Origin of the sequence: Dactylosporangium sp. NBC_01737 (genome assembly GCF_035963215.1) — a bacterium.
Lineage (GTDB): Bacteria > Actinomycetota > Actinomycetes > Mycobacteriales > Micromonosporaceae > Dactylosporangium.
In genome coordinates, this window is the sequence record NZ_CP109153.1 from 10,943,053 (window position 1) to 10,959,978 (window position 16,926).

Genomic DNA, 16,926 nt, shown 5'->3' on the forward strand with positions numbered 1-16,926 from the left:
CCGTCATCTGCCCGATTCAACATGATCGACCGATGTGATGCGGTCACCCGCGAAAAGGCGTCGCGGCCAGGGCCTTTCCCATTCATGACCGCAGATGCGTGACATAGATCACATGCAACGTTGCTATCGCGGCGCGGCCGCCACCGCCTCGGTGATCGTCCGGACGACCCCGTCATGCGGCGCCACGGCATCCACCGTCGACACGTTCGGCGCCGCCGCCGATGCACCGACAGTGACGAACCGCTCGGCCGGGAACGTCGCCGCGCCCTTCGCGACCGCCCGCACCGGCAGGTCCCCAGCGGCGAAGATCAGGTCACAGCCGCCCTGGGCGAGACTGTTGAGGAACGTGACCGCGTTGTCGACGGTCTGCGCACCACTGATCTCGAGGTACTGCACCTTCGCCCGCGTCTGCAACGAGGCATCCTGCATCGCCTTCCACACCGGCTCCGCCGCCGCGTCCCGCACGCCGTCAGCGGGGGTGAGCAGACAGGCGGTGAACTGCAGGTACTCCCGCTCCCGGGACTCCGGCGCCGACTGTGGCCACAGCGCGACCATGAACACGATCGCGACCACCAGCGCCGCCCCGCCGCCGGCAAGCCACCGCTGCGGCACCGTCAGCCGCCGCCACCAGACGACCGGCTCCTGCTTCGTCCGCCGTATCGGCCTGCGCGCCATGACACCCTCCCCCGCCGCACCGCAGACCGCCTTCGGTCCGCGGCGCACACGTTAGGAGACCGTCGCCGGAAACTCCACCAAGAGGCCCACACTGGCAGAGTCCGGCACCGATCCGGAGATCACGTTGACGCTTGAACATTTTCCGCGGTTCCCGCGACGGCGCAATGCAGCTATCCGGCATGGCCGGACCCCTTGACTCGTGGCAGACGCAACGTCAAGGCGTCTGATCGCTCGCCCACGCAACGTCAAATACCACAGTGCAGCCACGTGAACAGCAAGCACACGCCCAGAACCCAGGTCGTTCGGAAACGAATAACCCGAGTTAAGGGTCCAACAGCGACATACATATTCAGGCCAAGGAATGAAAATGGGGTTTCCGCATGTGGTTTTACCTGCGGAAACCCTCAGTTGTCGGGACGGCGGGATTCGAACCCACGACCCCTTGACCCCCAGCATCGGACCGGTTCCACTGTGGAGTGTCGGCTCGTGTCGGCCCGTGTTCTCACATCCAAGTGACCTGCCCATATTAACACGGCTGCGTGTTGGCCGGTGTTGCGTCATGCTTCCGTGTCCGTCTGGAGTTGATCTCCATTGTGAGCGCGTTGTTAGCGCACTCCAATCAAGTGCCGTTCGTGATGCTGCGTCCACACCGGCTCTCAACCCGGCCGCCCGCGATGCCGACCGTATCGTCCTGACGGCGACAGATGCTCGGCATCGACCGCGTCGGTGCCGACCATCAGGAAGTCGGCCGCCGGGTCGAGGAATCCGACCAGGCACCGCCCGCCGACCTTCAGGAATGGGCCCACCTGGAGTGGCACATCGAAAACCGGCTGCTCCGGCATACGCGACGAAACCTTCCGCGAAGACACCCACACAGCCCGCACCGGCACCGGACCCGCGGTCGCAGCGGTCCCCCGCAACATCGCGATCGGGTTTCACCGCAGCAACGGCGAACCCAACATCGATCGAGCCACCAGACGCGCCAACCGCCGACCACACGATCTCATCGACGCCGTGACCAGGAACTACCCGACTACGCAATGACCCTGCCCTGCAGGCGGTTGACCTGCGAAACCCTCAGATTGTCGGGACGGCGGGATTCGAACCCACGACCCTTGACCCCCAGGCCATTGGAGTAGGCAAATATGCAGGTCAAGCACAGTATGCACGCGATCAAAGTTGTAGCCGTAGTGGTGCCCGCTTCGGCGATGCATCGCGGGTTCCTTGGCAACTTCGTCGGGGGCCGCCAGAGCCTCGGCGTCGCCGGCGTACTTCGACCGGAGCTTCTCGATCTGCCGCTCCATCGGCGAGTAGAAGTCGTCCCACCAGGCTTCGTCCGGCAGGTCGAAGTGGTCGACCAGCGACAAGCCGCTCTTCTGAATGAGCCGTCGGTCACAGCCTCCCGTTGGTCTGAGGCAGGGGTAAACCGCTACTTCAGCGGTGGATGTGGCGAGTACGGTGTGGCTGTGGCCGGTGATCGCGTGCAGCGGCGGCTCACGGAGACAGACATGCGGACGCGAAGGAGCGAATGGTGCCAGGCGCTGTGCTGCGGGGGGTGACTCTGGACTGTGCCGACCCGCAGACGCTGGCGGACTTCTACGGTGCGCTGACCGGGATGCGCGAACTCTTCAGTACGGACGAGTTCGTCGCTCTGACGGACGACTCCGGCTGTGATCTGGGATTCCAGAGGGTCGACGGATATCGGGCTCCGCAGTGGCCGGGTCAGGACGTGCCACAACAGTTCCACCTGGATTTCCGCGCTGACGACCTCGATGCGATGGAAGAGCTGGCCCTGAAACTCGGCGCGGACAAGCCGGACCATCAGCCCGGCGACGGACGCTGGCGGGTACTCCTGGATCCGGCTGGCCACCCCTTCTGCCTGACGTCTTCCTGACGTCACCGGCGTTGACAGGTATCCCTCGTCAGACGCCGTAGCGCTCAGGCTTGAGCGAGCGGTTCATCAGCTGCTGGCCGCCTCGGGGAGGACATAGCGTCAGATGTGCTGGTCACAGCCACTCGTTGATGGCCGATACCAGTACGGTTGCCTCGTAGCGGACCGCGAGCTTGTCCCACCTCATGGCCACGGCACTGTCCGTCTCAGAAATCATGTCGGATGATCATGCGGCGAGCTGGCCTGCGACAAGTAGTCCGAGACGAACCGGACGGTCCCGGCTCGGACTGTCCCGTCGACAAGATGCGACGTCGTTCGATGTCCCAAGGATCATGTCATCGGTCAGCGCCCCGTCAACTGGACTTCGACAGGTACAGCGAGACTCGGCCGGTCAGGACTCTCGGTGATGTTGGCGGATCCGATGCATCAACCGATGCCGGCAGAGGACCGTGAGCGGTTCACCCAGAGGTCGCTCGCCTGCGCGGCCGTGACCGTGAGTCACCACCACCTTGGCCGCACCGTTGGCTTTGGCTGGCTATGGGGCGCACCGGATCGCGCCAGATGCGGATGCCGCCAGGACGCCTCCGGTGCCATCGCCCGTTCCGGACACGCCATCTACTGACCTCAACGTGCCGACCGCGGCACGAGCGGACGGTGTCGAAGGTAGCGTTGCCGGACGTGGAGTCTCGGATGGTTGCTGTCGGAGCTACGACGCTGTACGTCGGCGTGACCGGTGATGGCCCGGACGTCGTCGTCCTGACCGGTGGTCCCGGTTGCGTGCAGTACCTGGAGCGGGACGACATTGCGCCGCTCAACCACCGCACCTGGTACCCCGAACCGCGAGGCGTCGGCCGCTCGGGCGGCGGCCCGCACACCATGGAAGAAGCCATCGCCGATCTCGAAGCGATCCGTAAGGCGGTCGGTGTCGGCGCCTGGATCGTGGTCGGCCACTCATGGGGCTGTGACCTTGGTGTGCGCTACGCGGTCGAGCATCCGGAGGCTGTGGTGGCGGTGGTCGGTATCGCCGGCCGGGGACCGCAGCGCGACCGCACGTGGTCGGAGGCATACGAAGCCGGCAAGAGCATCGAACCTGTCGTCGAGATCGATTGGGTGCCTGAAGTCCATGCTGCGCTCAGCGATTCGTTCACCGACTGGATTCATCGGCCGAATCTTTGGCGGCAACTGGCCGACTGCAGCGTGCCGATGCATTTCATCGCCGCCGGGGATGACATCCGGCCGTCGTGGCCCGTGGAGCAGCTCGCTGCGCTCGTTGCGCGGGGACGGTTCTCGACCGTGCATGGCGTACCGCATGACTTCTGGTCCACCCACTCCGAGGTATGGACCGAGACCGTCACGAACGCCTGCATCGCCTCATGATCCTCACCCGCGTCGATCCACTCGACTGTGATTTTCTCCCCGGCGCGAAGCCGGTAGATCTCCGCGGTGGGCTCAAAAGCCACCGTGCTGGCGACATCTGACCCGATGGTGAATCGTATAGCAACATTGAACTACCCGTGGATCTTGGGTGCGAACCGGCCCTCCGCACCCTCGCCGGCCTGAGTCATACAGGCCGCCTCCGGCACGTTCAACGCGGGCTGATCAGACGCGCTGTCATCGGCAAATCCGCTGCGCCGCGAGGCGTCCTGTTGTATCCCCAGCGCAGCTGGGAGGAACTCGGAGGGAGGTTCCTGGGTCTGATGGCTGACCTGGATCCGAAAGGTGAAGGGGACAAGAGCATGCCAGGAAAGCAGTGGTCGCGCCCAGGCGTCAGGGGCGGTGCGCTGCGGGACCCGCGGAATATGGCGAGAGCTGGATTGCCCGAAGCCCAATCTCCAGACGATGCAAGCCGACATCCACCGGCAAGACGCCCGAAGCCGGTGCCGTGCCGTGCGCTGGTGTTCCGGATTCGCCGGCGCAACCTTCGGGGCACAGGGCGATGCCCAGTGAGGGCATTCAAGGAGATGAGTGGGCCGCCTACGTTCCGCTGTCACGTACACCAGGGACGAACGCGGGATCGCCTACGGGACGCGAGTCCTATGGCGACGGAGGCCTCGTAGTAGTCGCAGGAGTCACGACCTGCCAGGGGGTCCGGGAGAGCCGGACACAGGGCGAAGGGGGCCAGGTGATCGGACACCACGATTCCGGGAGGTATGCGTAATGCAGAACGCCGAAACGGTACTGGATGTCCTGCGTGAGCGCGGTAGGCGTGGCCTGCCGTGTACCGAGCTGTATCGACAACTGTTCAACCCGGACCTGTACCTGATGGCCTACGGGCGCATCTACGCCAACCACGGCGCGATGACGCCCGGGGTCGACGGGGAGACCGCCGATGGCATGACCCTGGGCCGGATCGGGCGCATCATCGATGCGTTGCGCCACGAACGTTACCGGTTCATGCCCGCGCGCCGTGTCTACATTCCCAAGAAGGACGGGAAGAAGTTGCGGCCGTTGGGTCTGCCATCATGGGCGGACAAGCTCGTCGGTGAGGTGGTGCGGCTGCTGTTGGAGGCGTACTACGAACCGAGGTTCTCCGCCCGGTCACACGGTTTCCGTCCCGGTCGGGGGTGTCACACGGCGTTGACCGAGGTGGCGACCTGCTGGTCCGGGACAACCTGGTTCATCGAGGGTGATCTCGCCGACTGTTTCGGCAGCTTCGACCACGAGGTCATGCTGTCGATCCTGGCCGAGCACATCCACGACAACCGGTTCCTGCGGCTGCTGCGTAACATGCTGCACGCCGGGTACCTTGAGGACTGGGAGTTCAACGCCACCCTCTCCGGTGTTCCGCAGGGCGGGGTGGCTTCGCCGGTATTGAGTAACATCTATCTTGACCGACTGGACCAGTTTGTCGAAACACAGCTCATCCCCGAGTACACCCGAGGCGTGAGCCGGGCACACAACCCGGCCTACGGGCGGGTGAGAGCCGCGATCGAGCGCGCCCGGCGTCGCCGCGACGTCGAAGCAGTCCGCCAGCTGCGGCAGCAGCTGCGGACCCTGCCGCGGGGCAACCCCCGCGATCCCGACTTCCGGCGGCTCCGGTACACCAGATACGCCGACGATCACCTGCTGGGATTTACCGGACCACGACAGGAAGCCGAGTACATCAAGGCCCGGCTGGCGCAGTTCCTGCGCGATGACCTCAAGCTGGAACTCAACCAGGACAAGACGCTCATCACTCATGGGCGTACCGGCGCGGCGAGGTTCCTCGGCTACGAGATCACCGTCCAACACGCCGACCACAAGACCACCCGTGGTCACCGGTCGGCCAACGGGAAGGTCGCCTTGCGCGTCCCCCGGGACGTGATCACTGCCAAGAGCGCCGCGTTCATGAAACTCGGCAAACCCGAGTTGCGCCCCGAACTGCTGAACCACCCCGATCACGAGATCATCGGCAGGTACGGGGCACAGTGGCGCGGCTATCTGCAGTACTACCTGCCCGCGCAGGATGTGTGGAGGCTCAACCGGCTGCAATGGGTCATGTTGACCTCCATGCTCAAGACCCTGGCCGGCAAGCACCGCTCGACCGTGTCGAAGATGGCCGACAAGTACCAGGCCACCATCGACACCCCCGCAGGGCGACGGGTGTGCTTCCAAGCCACGGTCGAACGCGCCGACAGGAAACCGCGGGCCACACGGTTCGGCGGTATCCCCCTCAAACGGCAGAGGAAAGCGGTCCTCGACGACCGTCAACCCGCCCCACTGGCCGGCCGACGCAACGGCAGCGAACTACTCGCCCGCCTGCGCCGAGGCTGGTGCGAACTATGCGAGCAACGCGCCCAGGTGCAAGTCCACCAGGTCGCCAAACTCGCCCAACTCGCGACCCCGGGACGAACACAACCGGTATGGGCGCAACAGATGGCCAGGATGCGGCGCAAGACACTGATCGTCTGCCCACCCTGCCACAACAGCATCCACCACCGGCAACCTGCCAACACGCTCACGTAGCAGTCACTGGAGAGCCCGTTGCCGGGACAACCGGCACGGCGGGTTCGGGCCGGGGGTCGCTGGAAAAGGAACCGCGAACAACGGAAACCTCGCCAGCGACCTACCGGTGCGAAGCGCAGCACCAGCGGAACCGCCACGATCGACGCTACGCAGCGTTACCAAAGACGCGGGACGCATTCCCCAGCAGCCCCGGCGGCACTCGCGGGAAACGTCAAGCCCGTCCGGATAACACACTGATCCATTGAGACCCGCCAGATTGCCTGAGACGTCGTCCGGGCATAAGTGTACATATCGGGCCCATGCCGCCACCATGTACGCGAATCCGACGGGAAACCCGCCAGCTGTCCGAGAATCCGCCAACCTCACGGAGACCGGACAGGCACTGTCTCGTCCGGTCCTACTTGTCGGCGCTCGGGGCGCTGACGTGGCGTTGGACAACTGTGTCTGAACGGTCGGGCCGCGAAGTGTCCGGACTTACTTGGCACTTTCCTCGCCAACGGCGCCGGCCTGCCCACGCCAGTAGGCGAGGTTGTGACGGGTGGTAAGGATGTCGGGGTGGTCCGGGCCGAGCACCCGCAGCCGGTCGTCGAGGAGCTGCTCGGACGCGGCGGCGGCACCCGCCGGGTCCCCAGCCCGCCCACGCCAGTAGGCGAGGTTGCCGCGGGTGGTAAGGATGTCGGGGTGGTCCGGGCTGAGCACCCGCAGGTAGTCGTCGAGGAGCTGCTCGAACGCGGCGGCGGCACCCGCCGGGTCGGCCCGCCCACGCCACCGGGCGAGGTTGTGGCGGGTGGCGAGGGTGTCGGGGTGGTCCGGGCCGAGTACCCGCAGGTAGTCGTCGAGGAGCTGCTCGAACGCGGCGGCGGCACCCGCCGGGTCCCCAGCCTCCCCACGCCACCGGGCGAGGTTGCCGCGGGTGGCGAGGGTGTTGGAGTGGTCCGGGCCGAGTACCCGCAGGTAGTCGTCGAGGAGCTGCTCGAACGCGGCGGCGGCACCCGCCGGGTCCCCAGCCTCCCCACGCCACCGGGCGAGGTTGCTGCGAGTGGCGAGGGTGTCGGAGTGGTCCGGGCCGAGTACCCGCAGATAGTCGTCGAGGAGCTGCTCGAACGCGGCGGCGGCACCCGCCGGGTCGGGCCGCCCACGCCAGTAGGCGAGGTTGTGACGGGTGGCGAGGGTGTCGGGATGGTCCGGGCCGAGCACCCGCAGCCGGTCGTCGAGGAGCTGCTCGTACGCGGCGGCGGCACCCGCCGGGTCCCCAGCCCGCCCACGCCACCGGGCGAGGTTGTGACGGGTGGCGAGGGTATCGGGATGGTCCGGGCCGAGCACCCGCAGCCGGTCGTCGAGGAGCTGCTCGGACGCGGCGGCGGCACCCGCCGGGTCCCCAGCCCGCCCACGCCAGTAGGCGAGGTTCTGACGTGTGGCGAGGGTATCGGAGTGGTCCGGGCCGAGCACCCGCAGATAGTCGTCGAGGAGCTGCTCGAACGCGGCGGCGGCACCCGCCGGGTCCCCAGCCTCCCCACGCCACCGGGCGAGGTTGTGACGGGTGGCGAGGGTATCGGAGTGGTCCGGGCCGAGGTGTGCCGTGGCGGTGGTGTGCAGCTGGTGGAAGTAGTCGCGGGCGACGGCGACAAGGCCGGTGTTGCCGAGGCTGTTGCCGGTGCGGAACAGGATGAGGTGGCCGGCGTCGGTGGTGGTCCACAGGTGCCGGCCGGTGTGCTGGTGCAGGATGATCGTGTTGGCGCGCAACGGTTGGGCGGTGCCGGCGTCGGGCTCGTGGGCCGGCCACACCTCGTTGATGGCGTCGGCGGCGGCGACGGCGAGGTCGTGTTCGTCCTCGGCCGGGGTGTGTTCCCGCACGACGCGTTGCAGCAGCGCATGGACCCGGACGAGGCCGTCAGTACTGTCGGCCGGTGGAGCCGTGACGAGGCTGAGGCGGTGCAGGGCCCGCACGGCGTCGCGGGTGTCGTCGCCGTCGATCGGGTGCCCGGTCCGGGTGGTGCAGTAGCCGGTGACCGCGGCGGTGGCGAACAGCCCGGCAGGGATGCCGTTGGGGTCCAGCAGCGCGGCCAGCCGCAGCAGCAGGCCCGCGACGCCACCGGTGGCCCCGTCCGCCAGGTCGATCGACAGTGCCCACGTATCGGCGACGGCGGTGGGTTGGTCGTCGGGCAGGACCTGCGGCCGCAGGCTGTGCAGGCGGCGCCGGGTGAGGCGACGGCGGTAGCCGGCGCAGGTGAGGTCCTGATCGGCGATGTAGGCGGCGGCCTGCGCCAACGCCAGCGGGAGCCCACCCAGGTCGGCGGCGAGCTCGGCGGCCTCGTCGAGGCGGTGCGGCTGATCGCCGAGCCGGCTGTGCAGGTAGCCGACCGCCTGCCCGGGCGTGAACACGCCGACATCGATCAACGCCCGGCCGGCCAGCAGCGCCGTGTCGCGGCGCCGGGTGGTGACGATGGTGGCACCCGTCGGGGTGACCGGCGGCCACAAGCCCTGCAGATCAGCCGGGTCGGTCAGGTCATCCAGCACCAGCAGCCACCGCCGGCCGGTAGCCGCCAGCCAGGCCAACAGCCGCTGCGCCGCGTCACCCGGGTCCGGATCCTCGACCCCGGTCACATCGACGGCGGCCTGGGCGTAACGGGTCAGGACCGCTGCGCGGGACGTCGCGGTCACCCAGACCAGCAGGTCCACCTGGCGCTTGCGCCACCAGCGGTGCGCCAGACTTGCTGCCAGTTGGGTCTTGCCGACCCCACCCAGGCCGGCCAGGACCTGACACACCACCGCCGCCGCGCCGCCGGCGGTGACCGCCGCCTCCAACGCCGCGTCCACCGGCCGGTCGAGGCGGCCCACCGCGACCGGCGGGACGACCCCGACCAGGTGCGGCCACGACACCGCTCGACGCCCGGCGTAGTAGTTGGTCTGGGTGTTGTGGTCACCGACCTGCACGCCCCGCGCCGCACGGGCATCCACACCGCCCTGCTCGGCAGATGGCAACCGGTGAGGGTCAGGAGAAGGTGTTGTGCTGGGTGTTGTGGTCACCGACCTGGACGCCCTTCGCCTCCCGCGTATCCACGTGGTACTTGCCCGCTTGCGACCCGATCGGATCGGCCAGCGCCAACAGCGTCCGGGCCGCTGCCAGCACCTGCGGGTCCTGGTCGGCGCGAGCTCCGGTCAGGGCCTCGCCGAGTTCGGTCTGCCAGGTGCCAGGCTCTGCCTCGACCGCGTCCAGCACCGTGTCCGGACGGCCCTGCCGGGTCAATGCCCGGCGCAGCAGATCCCGCAGGCTGGTGTACGCATCAAGGACCGCAGACTGTGCCGCCGCTGTCACCCCGGCGGTCGTGCCCGCGGCCGTGTCGGCCATCAATGCGGTCAGGATCAGCTCGATCTCGGACACGAAGATCCCCTTCCGTTGATGGCACCGGCCGATTGTGTCACCACCTGTCGAAAGATCGTCATCACCGAACGTCCCATGACCACGACCCGACACGACAGCTGCGTATGGCCGCGCCATGCACCGTGCTGTCCGGTCTCAGAAACATGTCGAATGATCATGCGGTGAGCTGGGCTGCGACAAATAGATGGAGACGAACAAGGCGGCCCTGGCCCGGTCCGTCGCGTCACCGTGCGGCGTCGTGGCTCGACGTCCCGAGGATCATGTCATCGGTCGGCGCCCGTGAGCTGCGGCTCGACATGTGCAATGAGACACCGACGGCTGGCTTCTCGCTGCAGGTGGCGCTTTCGAGGTCGGCTGGCGCTCCAGCGCTCGGAAGAGGTCCGAACCATCGCTGATCCATTGAGACTCGCCAAGCTTACCGAGACGTCATTCACCCGGTCGGAGTACGCCAGCTGCACAACCGCCAGGCCGCCCGAGAATCTGCCGAGACGGCTACGCGGATCGCTGGGAAACTGCCAACTCCACTGGGACCGGACACGTGCTCGGCGACGCGCAAGGTAGGCCCGAACGGTGCAAGATCATGTGCAACCTAAGTGCGGACGGTGCAACCTAAGTGCGGACGGTGCAATCTGTCCGCGTACAGGACAGGCACCTTGCCATTATTTCTCACCAAGTTGTCGCAAGCGACATGTCCGGCGACATCTTCGTGAGAAGGCGACACCTTCATTGAGAAACTACAGAGGTGTGGGATCTCATCGAAGATGTCGCCGCACTGACGGCTGAGCTGGGCCTTCTCGGTCGTCTCACGTATTTGTCGCCGCGCTCTGTCTCACCGATCTGTCGTCTTCTTCATGACGCTGTCCTTTTGCCGGCTCTCGATGGTGGCTTGGCGGCGTTGACGGTGGCGTTGACGTGACAGTGGATGCGGGCTGCGCTGACGTTGCCGGACGGGGCGGTGTCGGCAGGGGTGCGTGGAAGCTGGCGCGTCTCGCGCACAGGGGTCCGGATGTCCGGCAGGCATGGGTTGGCACGAGCGCAGCCGACACGCAGGTACCGATCATCGGCATCGCGTGGCCGATCTACTACGTTTGAAAGCCGATCGAGGTAGCTGGCTCCACCGCTCGCATGGTGATGCGCGCGACATGTGAGCGCCATTATCATCTAATGACGGCTGCCGTGGTTGTGTCCCTGTTCGCTCTTGGCGTTTCGGGGATTGTGGCGCTTCGACAGATTGCCCAGTTCCATAGGGTCAACCATTTTTCCGTTATTGCACAATTGCTGGGAGAATTCCGCAGGGCGGAGTTCCATGAGCGGTACGACTACGTTGTAAATAAGCTCGGAAGTGACCATGCCCCTGACCTGGGCCTACTCAACCTTCCCGAGCCCGCGCGCACGAACGTAATGGATATCGCCTTCTACTTCCAGGAGTTTGCCTCGCTCAGGGCGTTCGGCATCCTCCACGAGTCTGAAAACCTCGGGAACTTGTATCGGCGAACTATTGAGGTTTGGGACGCGATAGAGCCATATGTGCTGGTTGAGCGGGGGCGTTCTCAGAATCGAGCAAACGAACACACCCTCGCCCTTCTGCAGCAATACGCTACGAGACTCAAGGCGCTCCGATCGCGCAAGAAACTTCCTGGCCTTGATGCCGCATAGCGTTGACGGTGGTGTTGCCGTGACGGTGGATGCGCCGGCTGCGCTGACGTTGCTGGATGGTGCCTGTGTAGGTCAGGCGGTGACGCGCGGGAGCCGTGCAGGGCGTGGATGTCCGGCTGGGCAAGGGTTTGCAGCAGGGTGGTGCCGAGCTTCGTGGGGCGGTGAGGCTCGCCGTCGGCAGTGGCGCGGTGGTAGAGGGGTTGGCCGAGGTCGGTTTCGAGGCGGCGTAGCTGTTCGATGAGGGTGGTCCGGTTGACGCCGATGGTGTTGGCGGCGGCGTTGATGGTGGGGTGGGCCATGGTGACGGCGAACCGTTCGAGCCTGGTCCAGCCGCTGGTCTGTCCTTGGACAGCGCGGAGCAGATGCTCGGGCAGGTCGGCGGGGACGGTGCGGGTGCCGGAAACCTCATCCGCACTGGTCACGGCCGTGTAGACCAGTTGGCTCGATCTCGGCGCGGTCGACCCTGTCGGGCTGCGACAGATCGCCGTGAGTCATTGGGAGACGATCCTGCAGTGCTGCTTCGACTGGCGTACCTCGGCGTCACCAACGCCCTCGCCATGCTGCGACTGCTGCCGATGAGCGATCGCGCCAAAGACGCCGAAATCTTGGCCCTCCGCCACCAGCTCACCGTTCTCGAACGGCAACTGCACGGCCAGAAGCCGCAGTTCACGCCGGCCGACCGGGCGTTCCTCGCCGCCCTGCTGCACCGACTTCCCCGCGACGTGCTACGCCGGATCCGGCTACTCGTGCGCCCCGAGACCGTGCTGCGCTGGCACCGCGACCTGATCACCCGCCGACACGCGGTGATCTCCCGACCCAAGCGTCCCGGGCGGCCACCCACCGTCCGGTCGATCCGCGTGCTGGTGTTGCGCCTAGCCCGCGAGAACAGTACGTGGGGGTATCGGAGGATCCACGGCGAGCTGCTCACCCTCGGGATCAAGGTCGCCGCCTCGACGATATGGGAAATCTTGAAGGACGCTGAGATCGACCCGGCACCCGAACGGACCACAGACAGCTGGGCGACGTTCCTACGCTCGCAAGCCGCGGCCATCCTCGCCGCCGACTTCTTCGAAACCGTCACCTTGACCGGAACCCGACTGTACGTCCTAGTGTCACGTGATCCTGGTTGCGTTATGTCGGGTGGGTCGTTGATGCTGGTGTGATGCTGACGGAGGCCCAGGCCGCGGAGTTGCGGGCGGTGATCAACAGTCGGGATGTCCCGGCGGTGGTGGCGACCCGGGCGCGGATCGTGTTGTGGATGGCGGAGGGCCGCCGCCGTAAGGACGTTGCCGGGTTGGCCGGGGTGTCACTGCCCACTGTGGACCGTTGGGTGCAGCGGTACACGGACAACGGGTTGGCCGGGCTGGAAGACGGTTCCCACGCCGCGCCGCGGGAGCAGGTCCCGGCCGCGGTCCGGGCCCGGATCCTGGCGTTGACCCGTGCCACGCCGCCGGTGGAGACCGGACTGTCGCACTGGTCGTCCCGGCAACTGGCCGCATACCTGAAGCGGGCCGAGGGCGTGTCGGTGTCCTGGCACTACGTCGCGAAACTGTGGCGGGACAACAAGCTGCAGCCACACCGGCAGGGCACCTTCAAGCTGTCGAGAGATCCCCGCTTCGCCGAGAAGGTCGCCGACATCGTCGGGCTCTACCTCGACCCGCCCGGCGGCGCGGTCGTCCTGTCGATCGACGAAAAAACTCAAGTCCAAGCCCTGGACCGGACCCAGCCGTTACTGCCGCTGGACTTCGGGGTGACCGAGCAGCGCACCCACGACTACCGACGGCACGGCATCACCAACCTGTTCGCCGCCCTGGACGTCGCCACCGGGCAGGTCACCGCCGACTGCCAGCCCGTCCGCGACGGCGCCCGGTTCCTGGCCTTCCTGCGCAAGGCCGTGAAACCCCACACCGGCAAAGAGATCCACGTGGTGCTGGACAACCTGTCCACCCACGGCACCCCCGAGGTCCGCGCCTGGCTGGCCGCGAACCCGAACGTCACGTTCCACTACACCCCGACCGGCAGCAGCTGGTTGAACATGATCGAGATCTGGTTCGGGCTGATCACCCGCCAGTCCATCCGCCGCGGCACGTTCACCTCGGTCAACGCCCTCATCGTCCGCATCCGCGACTACGTCGCGCACTGGAACACCGAAGCCAAACCCTTCACCTGGACCGCCACCGCCGACGAGATCCTCGCCAAGGTCCGCGGGATCCAGACCAACATCAAGCAACTCGTCGACAACAACGCGAAGTAGCAACACCAGAATCACGCGACGCTAGGCGGACCGTGCCGCGTCGAGCCGATTGCCCAAATCTTGGAGAAGAGCGTCGTACCGATCGGGTGTCAGCCACGTGCCTCCATCTCGCAGGGCCGATCCGAGGAGCACATACCTTACGCGTTGGATCGGGGTTCGGACTCGAGTTCCGTCTGTGAGCTCGATCCAGAGCCTCCCTGGGACGAGGATGTCCGGCGCGGTGTAGAACCGCAGCACCCAGTCCCAGGTGAAGGTACGTGTCCGATGCACCCATCGAATACGTACTCCTGCATCGGACACGACCAGGCCGGTTCGCGCCAACCGCCACGCGATCGTGAGCCATGTGCCTAGGAACGGCGGAACGATCAATACCCCAGCGACGGTTGCGCCTCGCCAGTGCGTTGCCATCATGAACGTGACGACCGCGGTGAAGGCCGTACCGAAGAGCGCCAGGCCGTACACAAATGGTCGCCAAGGGTCGATATACGGCGTCGTCCAGTTCGCCACATGACCATCATGTCAGTGATCGTCCACGCAGGACATCCGTCGGTCCCTGCCCGCTGCGGTCTCCAGCGCCCGTACGTATGCGGCTTCCTCGTTTGCGGCGTATGCACCCTTCGCCGCCAGCCGGGCTGCAACTCGGCGGGCCATCGGCAAAGTTGACACGGCGCCGCGCTTGGCGTAGCTCAGGTGAAAATATCCGCATTCAGGCAGCGTCCGAAGGTGTTGTTACTTCGCGTTGTTGTCGCCCGTTGTCCGTGTACCGCTGCACCCAACGGTCCACAGTGGGCAGTGACACCCCGGCCAACCCGGCAACGTCCTTACGGCGGCGGCCCTCCGCCATCCACAACACGATCCGCGCCCGGGTCGCCACCACCGCCGGGACATCCCGACTGTTGATCACCGCCCGCAACTCCGCGGCCTGGGCCTCCGTCAGCATCACACCAGCATCAACGACCCACCCGACATAACGCAACCAGGATCACGTGACACTAGCCGTCATCGAGCACGCCACCCGCCGTGTGCACATCCTCGGCGCCACCCCGCACCCGACCGCCGCCTGGGTCACCCAGGTGGCACGCAACTTGGCCATGGACCTGACCGACGCCGGCTGCCACGCCCGCTTCCTCCTTCGTGATCGCGACGGCAAGTACCCGGCCTTGTTCGACCAGATCCTCGCCGACGTTGGGATCCGGGTCGTCCTCACCGGGATTCAAATCCCCCGGATGAACTCGCTCATGGAGCGATGGATCCAAAGCTGCCGCAACGAGTTGCTCGACCGCATGCTGATCTACAACCAGGCCCACCTCCTGCACGCCCTGCACGAGTACGAACGCCACCACAACGCACACCGACCCCATCGAGGCATCGCCAACGCCCGCCCACTCGCGCCGCTGCCCGAACCAATCACAGAACCAGCCACGCTGACCCGACTCGACGTCCACCGACGCGACCGCCTCGGCGGCATCCTCCACGAGTACCACCAGGCCGCTTGACCTGCATGGACGGGGTATTCGGCACCCGCAGGCTCCACTGTGGAGTGTCGGCTCGTGCTGGCCGGTGTTCTCACATCCAAATGACATCGTAATGCTGCGTCAATACCGGCCTTGCGCGGAGACGAGGAGTCGCCGGTCTGCTGGTGTTCAGGCTGCAGTCAGCGCTCCGGCGACCGCGTACCTGGGCATCACCAACGCGTTCGCGTTGCTGCGGTTGTCGCCTGGGCAGCGATCGGGACAAGGACGCGGAGATCCTGGCGTTGCGCCACCAGCTCGCGGTGCTGCAGCATCAGCTCGACGAGCAGCGGGTCCGGTTCGACCCAGCCGACCGGGCCTGGCTCAACCTGACCCGCGCCCCGACGCCGTCCCACCGGCGTCCGGGGCGGCTCACGGTGTGGTCAGGCGCAGGCCGTTGCCGTCAGCGGCGGTCAGCGTCAGGTGGTTCGCGTCGATGGCGTACATGACCGTGCCGCGCAGCACACCGAGCACGACGGCCTCCACGGTGCCCCGCTCGTCCGTGCACGCCATCAGGGTGCTGCCCACAGCGGTGAAGCTGAGCTTCGCGCCGTCCACGGCGTACGTCCCGCCGAGGGAGTTGCAGCCGCCGGACCCGGTGACCTCGCCGCCCGCGGTGAAGGTCAGATGGGCGCGGACCCCGGCCGGCACCGAAGCGGCGGCCCCGGCACCGGAGGCCCCGGCCGACACGGAAACGTAGGACGCGGACAAGATCAGCGTGTCGACGGTCCACTCGGCGCCGACAAGGAGCCGGTCCGGGTCGGCGATCTCACGGTCCAGCAACGTTATGCTGATGCCAGCGCCGTCCAACACAAGCTCGTCGCCCGTCAAGCGCCACACCGGTCTGCCACCCAGGAACGTCGCGACCCAGACGTCCTGCTCCCCCAGTGGCGAAAGGCAGGCCATCGCGGTCACCGACATCTCGCCGACCACCAGCCAGTCGCCCTCCAACTGCGCCTGGGCTTGCATGGTGTTGCACCCTGCACGGACGACGAGCCTGCCGCCGGCGAACCGCAGCTCGATCCGGGTGCCAGCGGCCAGCTGCCGCGGCTTGCCCTGCTCCGTCACCGCCGTCGACAGGTACGTGTGCCCCCAGGGCGGACCCGCAGCGGGGCTGGCCGCGCCGCCACGGGCGCAGCCCGCCAGCACCAGCAGCATCAGGACGAGACCGAACCGTGTCATCCCCTTCCGACGCGGCGGCGGCCGATCCGGTTCCCGTCCGATCTTGTGCCTGGCGGAGCGGGCGCCCTACGGCGGCGGCAGGACCCAGGAATTGCCGCTTCGACTTGAGGCTGCCTGGTCGCGCCCGTGCCAGATGCCGAACCCGATGCCGGCCCTGTCTCCGGTCCTGTCGCCGGCGCCGATGCGTTTGTGGGATCGGCGGACGCGGTTATACCTGCTCCTGCACCAGATTCTGCAGATGCTCACCCACCTCGCCCGCGACGGCGGAGCAAAGGACGTCGAACTGCTGGTGCTACGGCATCAGGTGGCGGTACTGCGTCGGCAGGTGCATCGACCCGATCTGCAGCCTGCGGATCGGGTGGTGTTGGCGGCGTTGTCGAGGCTGTTGCCCCGACCACGCTGGTCGGCGTTCTTCGTCACCCCCGGCGAC

General features: G+C 66.8%; 15 protein-coding genes. 7 read left to right on the forward strand and 8 right to left on the reverse strand.

What is annotated here, in order from left to right; genetic code table 11:
- Positions 1-123 precede the first annotated feature (123 nt).
- The 3 genes from OHA72_RS50335 to OHA72_RS50345 form a co-directional block, all read right to left on the reverse strand.
- Complete coding sequence (locus tag OHA72_RS50335; RefSeq protein ID WP_327003207.1) at positions 124-675, reverse strand: hypothetical protein; 552 nt, start codon at positions 673-675, stop codon at positions 124-126.
- 656 nt (positions 676-1,331) lie between these two features.
- Positions 1,332-1,517: a hypothetical protein gene (locus OHA72_RS50340; RefSeq protein WP_327003208.1), complete on the reverse strand. Its 186-nt coding sequence runs from the start codon at positions 1,515-1,517 to the stop codon at positions 1,332-1,334.
- A 183-nt stretch (positions 1,518-1,700) separates the two neighbouring features.
- Positions 1,701-2,042, reverse strand: a complete 342-nt coding sequence (locus OHA72_RS50345; RefSeq protein WP_327003209.1) for a hypothetical protein — start codon at positions 2,040-2,042, stop codon at positions 1,701-1,703.
- Between the two features lie 188 nt (positions 2,043-2,230).
- Between OHA72_RS50345 and OHA72_RS50350 the strand changes: the two genes are divergently transcribed.
- The 3 genes from OHA72_RS50350 to OHA72_RS50360 all read left to right on the forward strand — a co-directional run bounded on the left by OHA72_RS50350 (position 2,231) and on the right by OHA72_RS50360 (position 6,511).
- Entirely contained in the window at positions 2,231-2,569 is a 339-nt protein-coding gene (locus OHA72_RS50350; protein ID WP_327003210.1) for a VOC family protein, read from the forward strand.
- Between the two features lie 687 nt (positions 2,570-3,256).
- Complete coding sequence (locus tag OHA72_RS50355; RefSeq protein ID WP_327003211.1) at positions 3,257-3,943, forward strand: alpha/beta fold hydrolase; 687 nt, start codon at positions 3,257-3,259, stop codon at positions 3,941-3,943.
- A gap of 780 nt (positions 3,944-4,723) precedes the next feature.
- On the forward strand, positions 4,724-6,511 hold the full coding sequence (locus OHA72_RS50360; RefSeq protein ID WP_327003212.1) for a reverse transcriptase/maturase family protein: 1,788 nt from the start codon (positions 4,724-4,726) through the stop codon (positions 6,509-6,511).
- A 474-nt stretch (positions 6,512-6,985) separates the two neighbouring features.
- Here OHA72_RS50360 and OHA72_RS50365 read toward each other — a convergent pair whose 3' ends face one another.
- Together OHA72_RS50365 and OHA72_RS50370 are read right to left on the reverse strand one after the other, a co-directional pair.
- Positions 6,986-9,469: a tetratricopeptide repeat protein gene (locus OHA72_RS50365; protein WP_327003213.1), complete on the reverse strand. Its 2,484-nt coding sequence runs from the start codon at positions 9,467-9,469 to the stop codon at positions 6,986-6,988.
- 34 nt (positions 9,470-9,503) lie between these two features.
- Positions 9,504-9,986 (reverse strand): Het-E N-terminal domain-containing protein, encoded by a 483-nt coding sequence (locus OHA72_RS50370; protein WP_327003214.1) that lies wholly within the window; start codon positions 9,984-9,986, stop codon positions 9,504-9,506.
- Between the two features lie 1,071 nt (positions 9,987-11,057).
- Between OHA72_RS50370 and OHA72_RS50375 the strand changes: the two genes are divergently transcribed.
- A complete protein-coding gene (locus OHA72_RS50375; RefSeq protein ID WP_327003215.1) occupies positions 11,058-11,549 on the forward strand; it encodes a hypothetical protein in 492 nt (163 codons plus the stop codon).
- On the opposite strand, the gene OHA72_RS65255 is transcribed toward OHA72_RS50375, so the two are convergent.
- Positions 11,444-11,848, reverse strand: coding sequence for a LysR family transcriptional regulator (locus OHA72_RS65255; RefSeq protein WP_442788780.1), 405 nt, complete (start codon positions 11,846-11,848; stop codon positions 11,444-11,446). The genes OHA72_RS50375 and OHA72_RS65255 overlap by 106 nt on opposite strands.
- 213 nt (positions 11,849-12,061) lie before the next feature.
- Between OHA72_RS65255 and OHA72_RS50380 the strand changes: the two genes are divergently transcribed.
- Together OHA72_RS50380 and OHA72_RS50385 are read left to right on the forward strand one after the other, a co-directional pair.
- Positions 12,062-12,712 (forward strand): helix-turn-helix domain-containing protein, encoded by a 651-nt coding sequence (locus OHA72_RS50380; protein WP_327003216.1) that lies wholly within the window; start codon positions 12,062-12,064, stop codon positions 12,710-12,712.
- Positions 12,709-13,803 (forward strand): IS630 family transposase, encoded by a 1,095-nt coding sequence (locus OHA72_RS50385; RefSeq protein ID WP_442788373.1) that lies wholly within the window; start codon positions 12,709-12,711, stop codon positions 13,801-13,803. Before OHA72_RS50380 ends, OHA72_RS50385 begins: the two co-directional genes overlap by 4 nt.
- A gap of 706 nt (positions 13,804-14,509) precedes the next feature.
- Here OHA72_RS50385 and OHA72_RS50390 read toward each other — a convergent pair.
- Entirely contained in the window at positions 14,510-14,743 is a 234-nt protein-coding gene (locus tag OHA72_RS50390) for a helix-turn-helix domain-containing protein (RefSeq protein WP_327000516.1), read from the reverse strand.
- Positions 14,744-14,789: 46 nt separating this feature from the next.
- On the opposite strand from OHA72_RS50390, the gene OHA72_RS50395 reads away from it, so the two are divergent.
- Entirely contained in the window at positions 14,790-15,299 is a 510-nt protein-coding gene (locus OHA72_RS50395) for an integrase core domain-containing protein (protein WP_327003217.1), read from the forward strand.
- 387 nt (positions 15,300-15,686) lie between these two features.
- On the opposite strand, the gene OHA72_RS50400 is transcribed toward OHA72_RS50395, so the two are convergent.
- Positions 15,687-16,496 (reverse strand): META domain-containing protein, encoded by an 810-nt coding sequence (locus OHA72_RS50400; RefSeq protein WP_327003218.1) that lies wholly within the window; start codon positions 16,494-16,496, stop codon positions 15,687-15,689.
- Between the last annotated feature and the right edge of the window lie 430 nt (positions 16,497-16,926).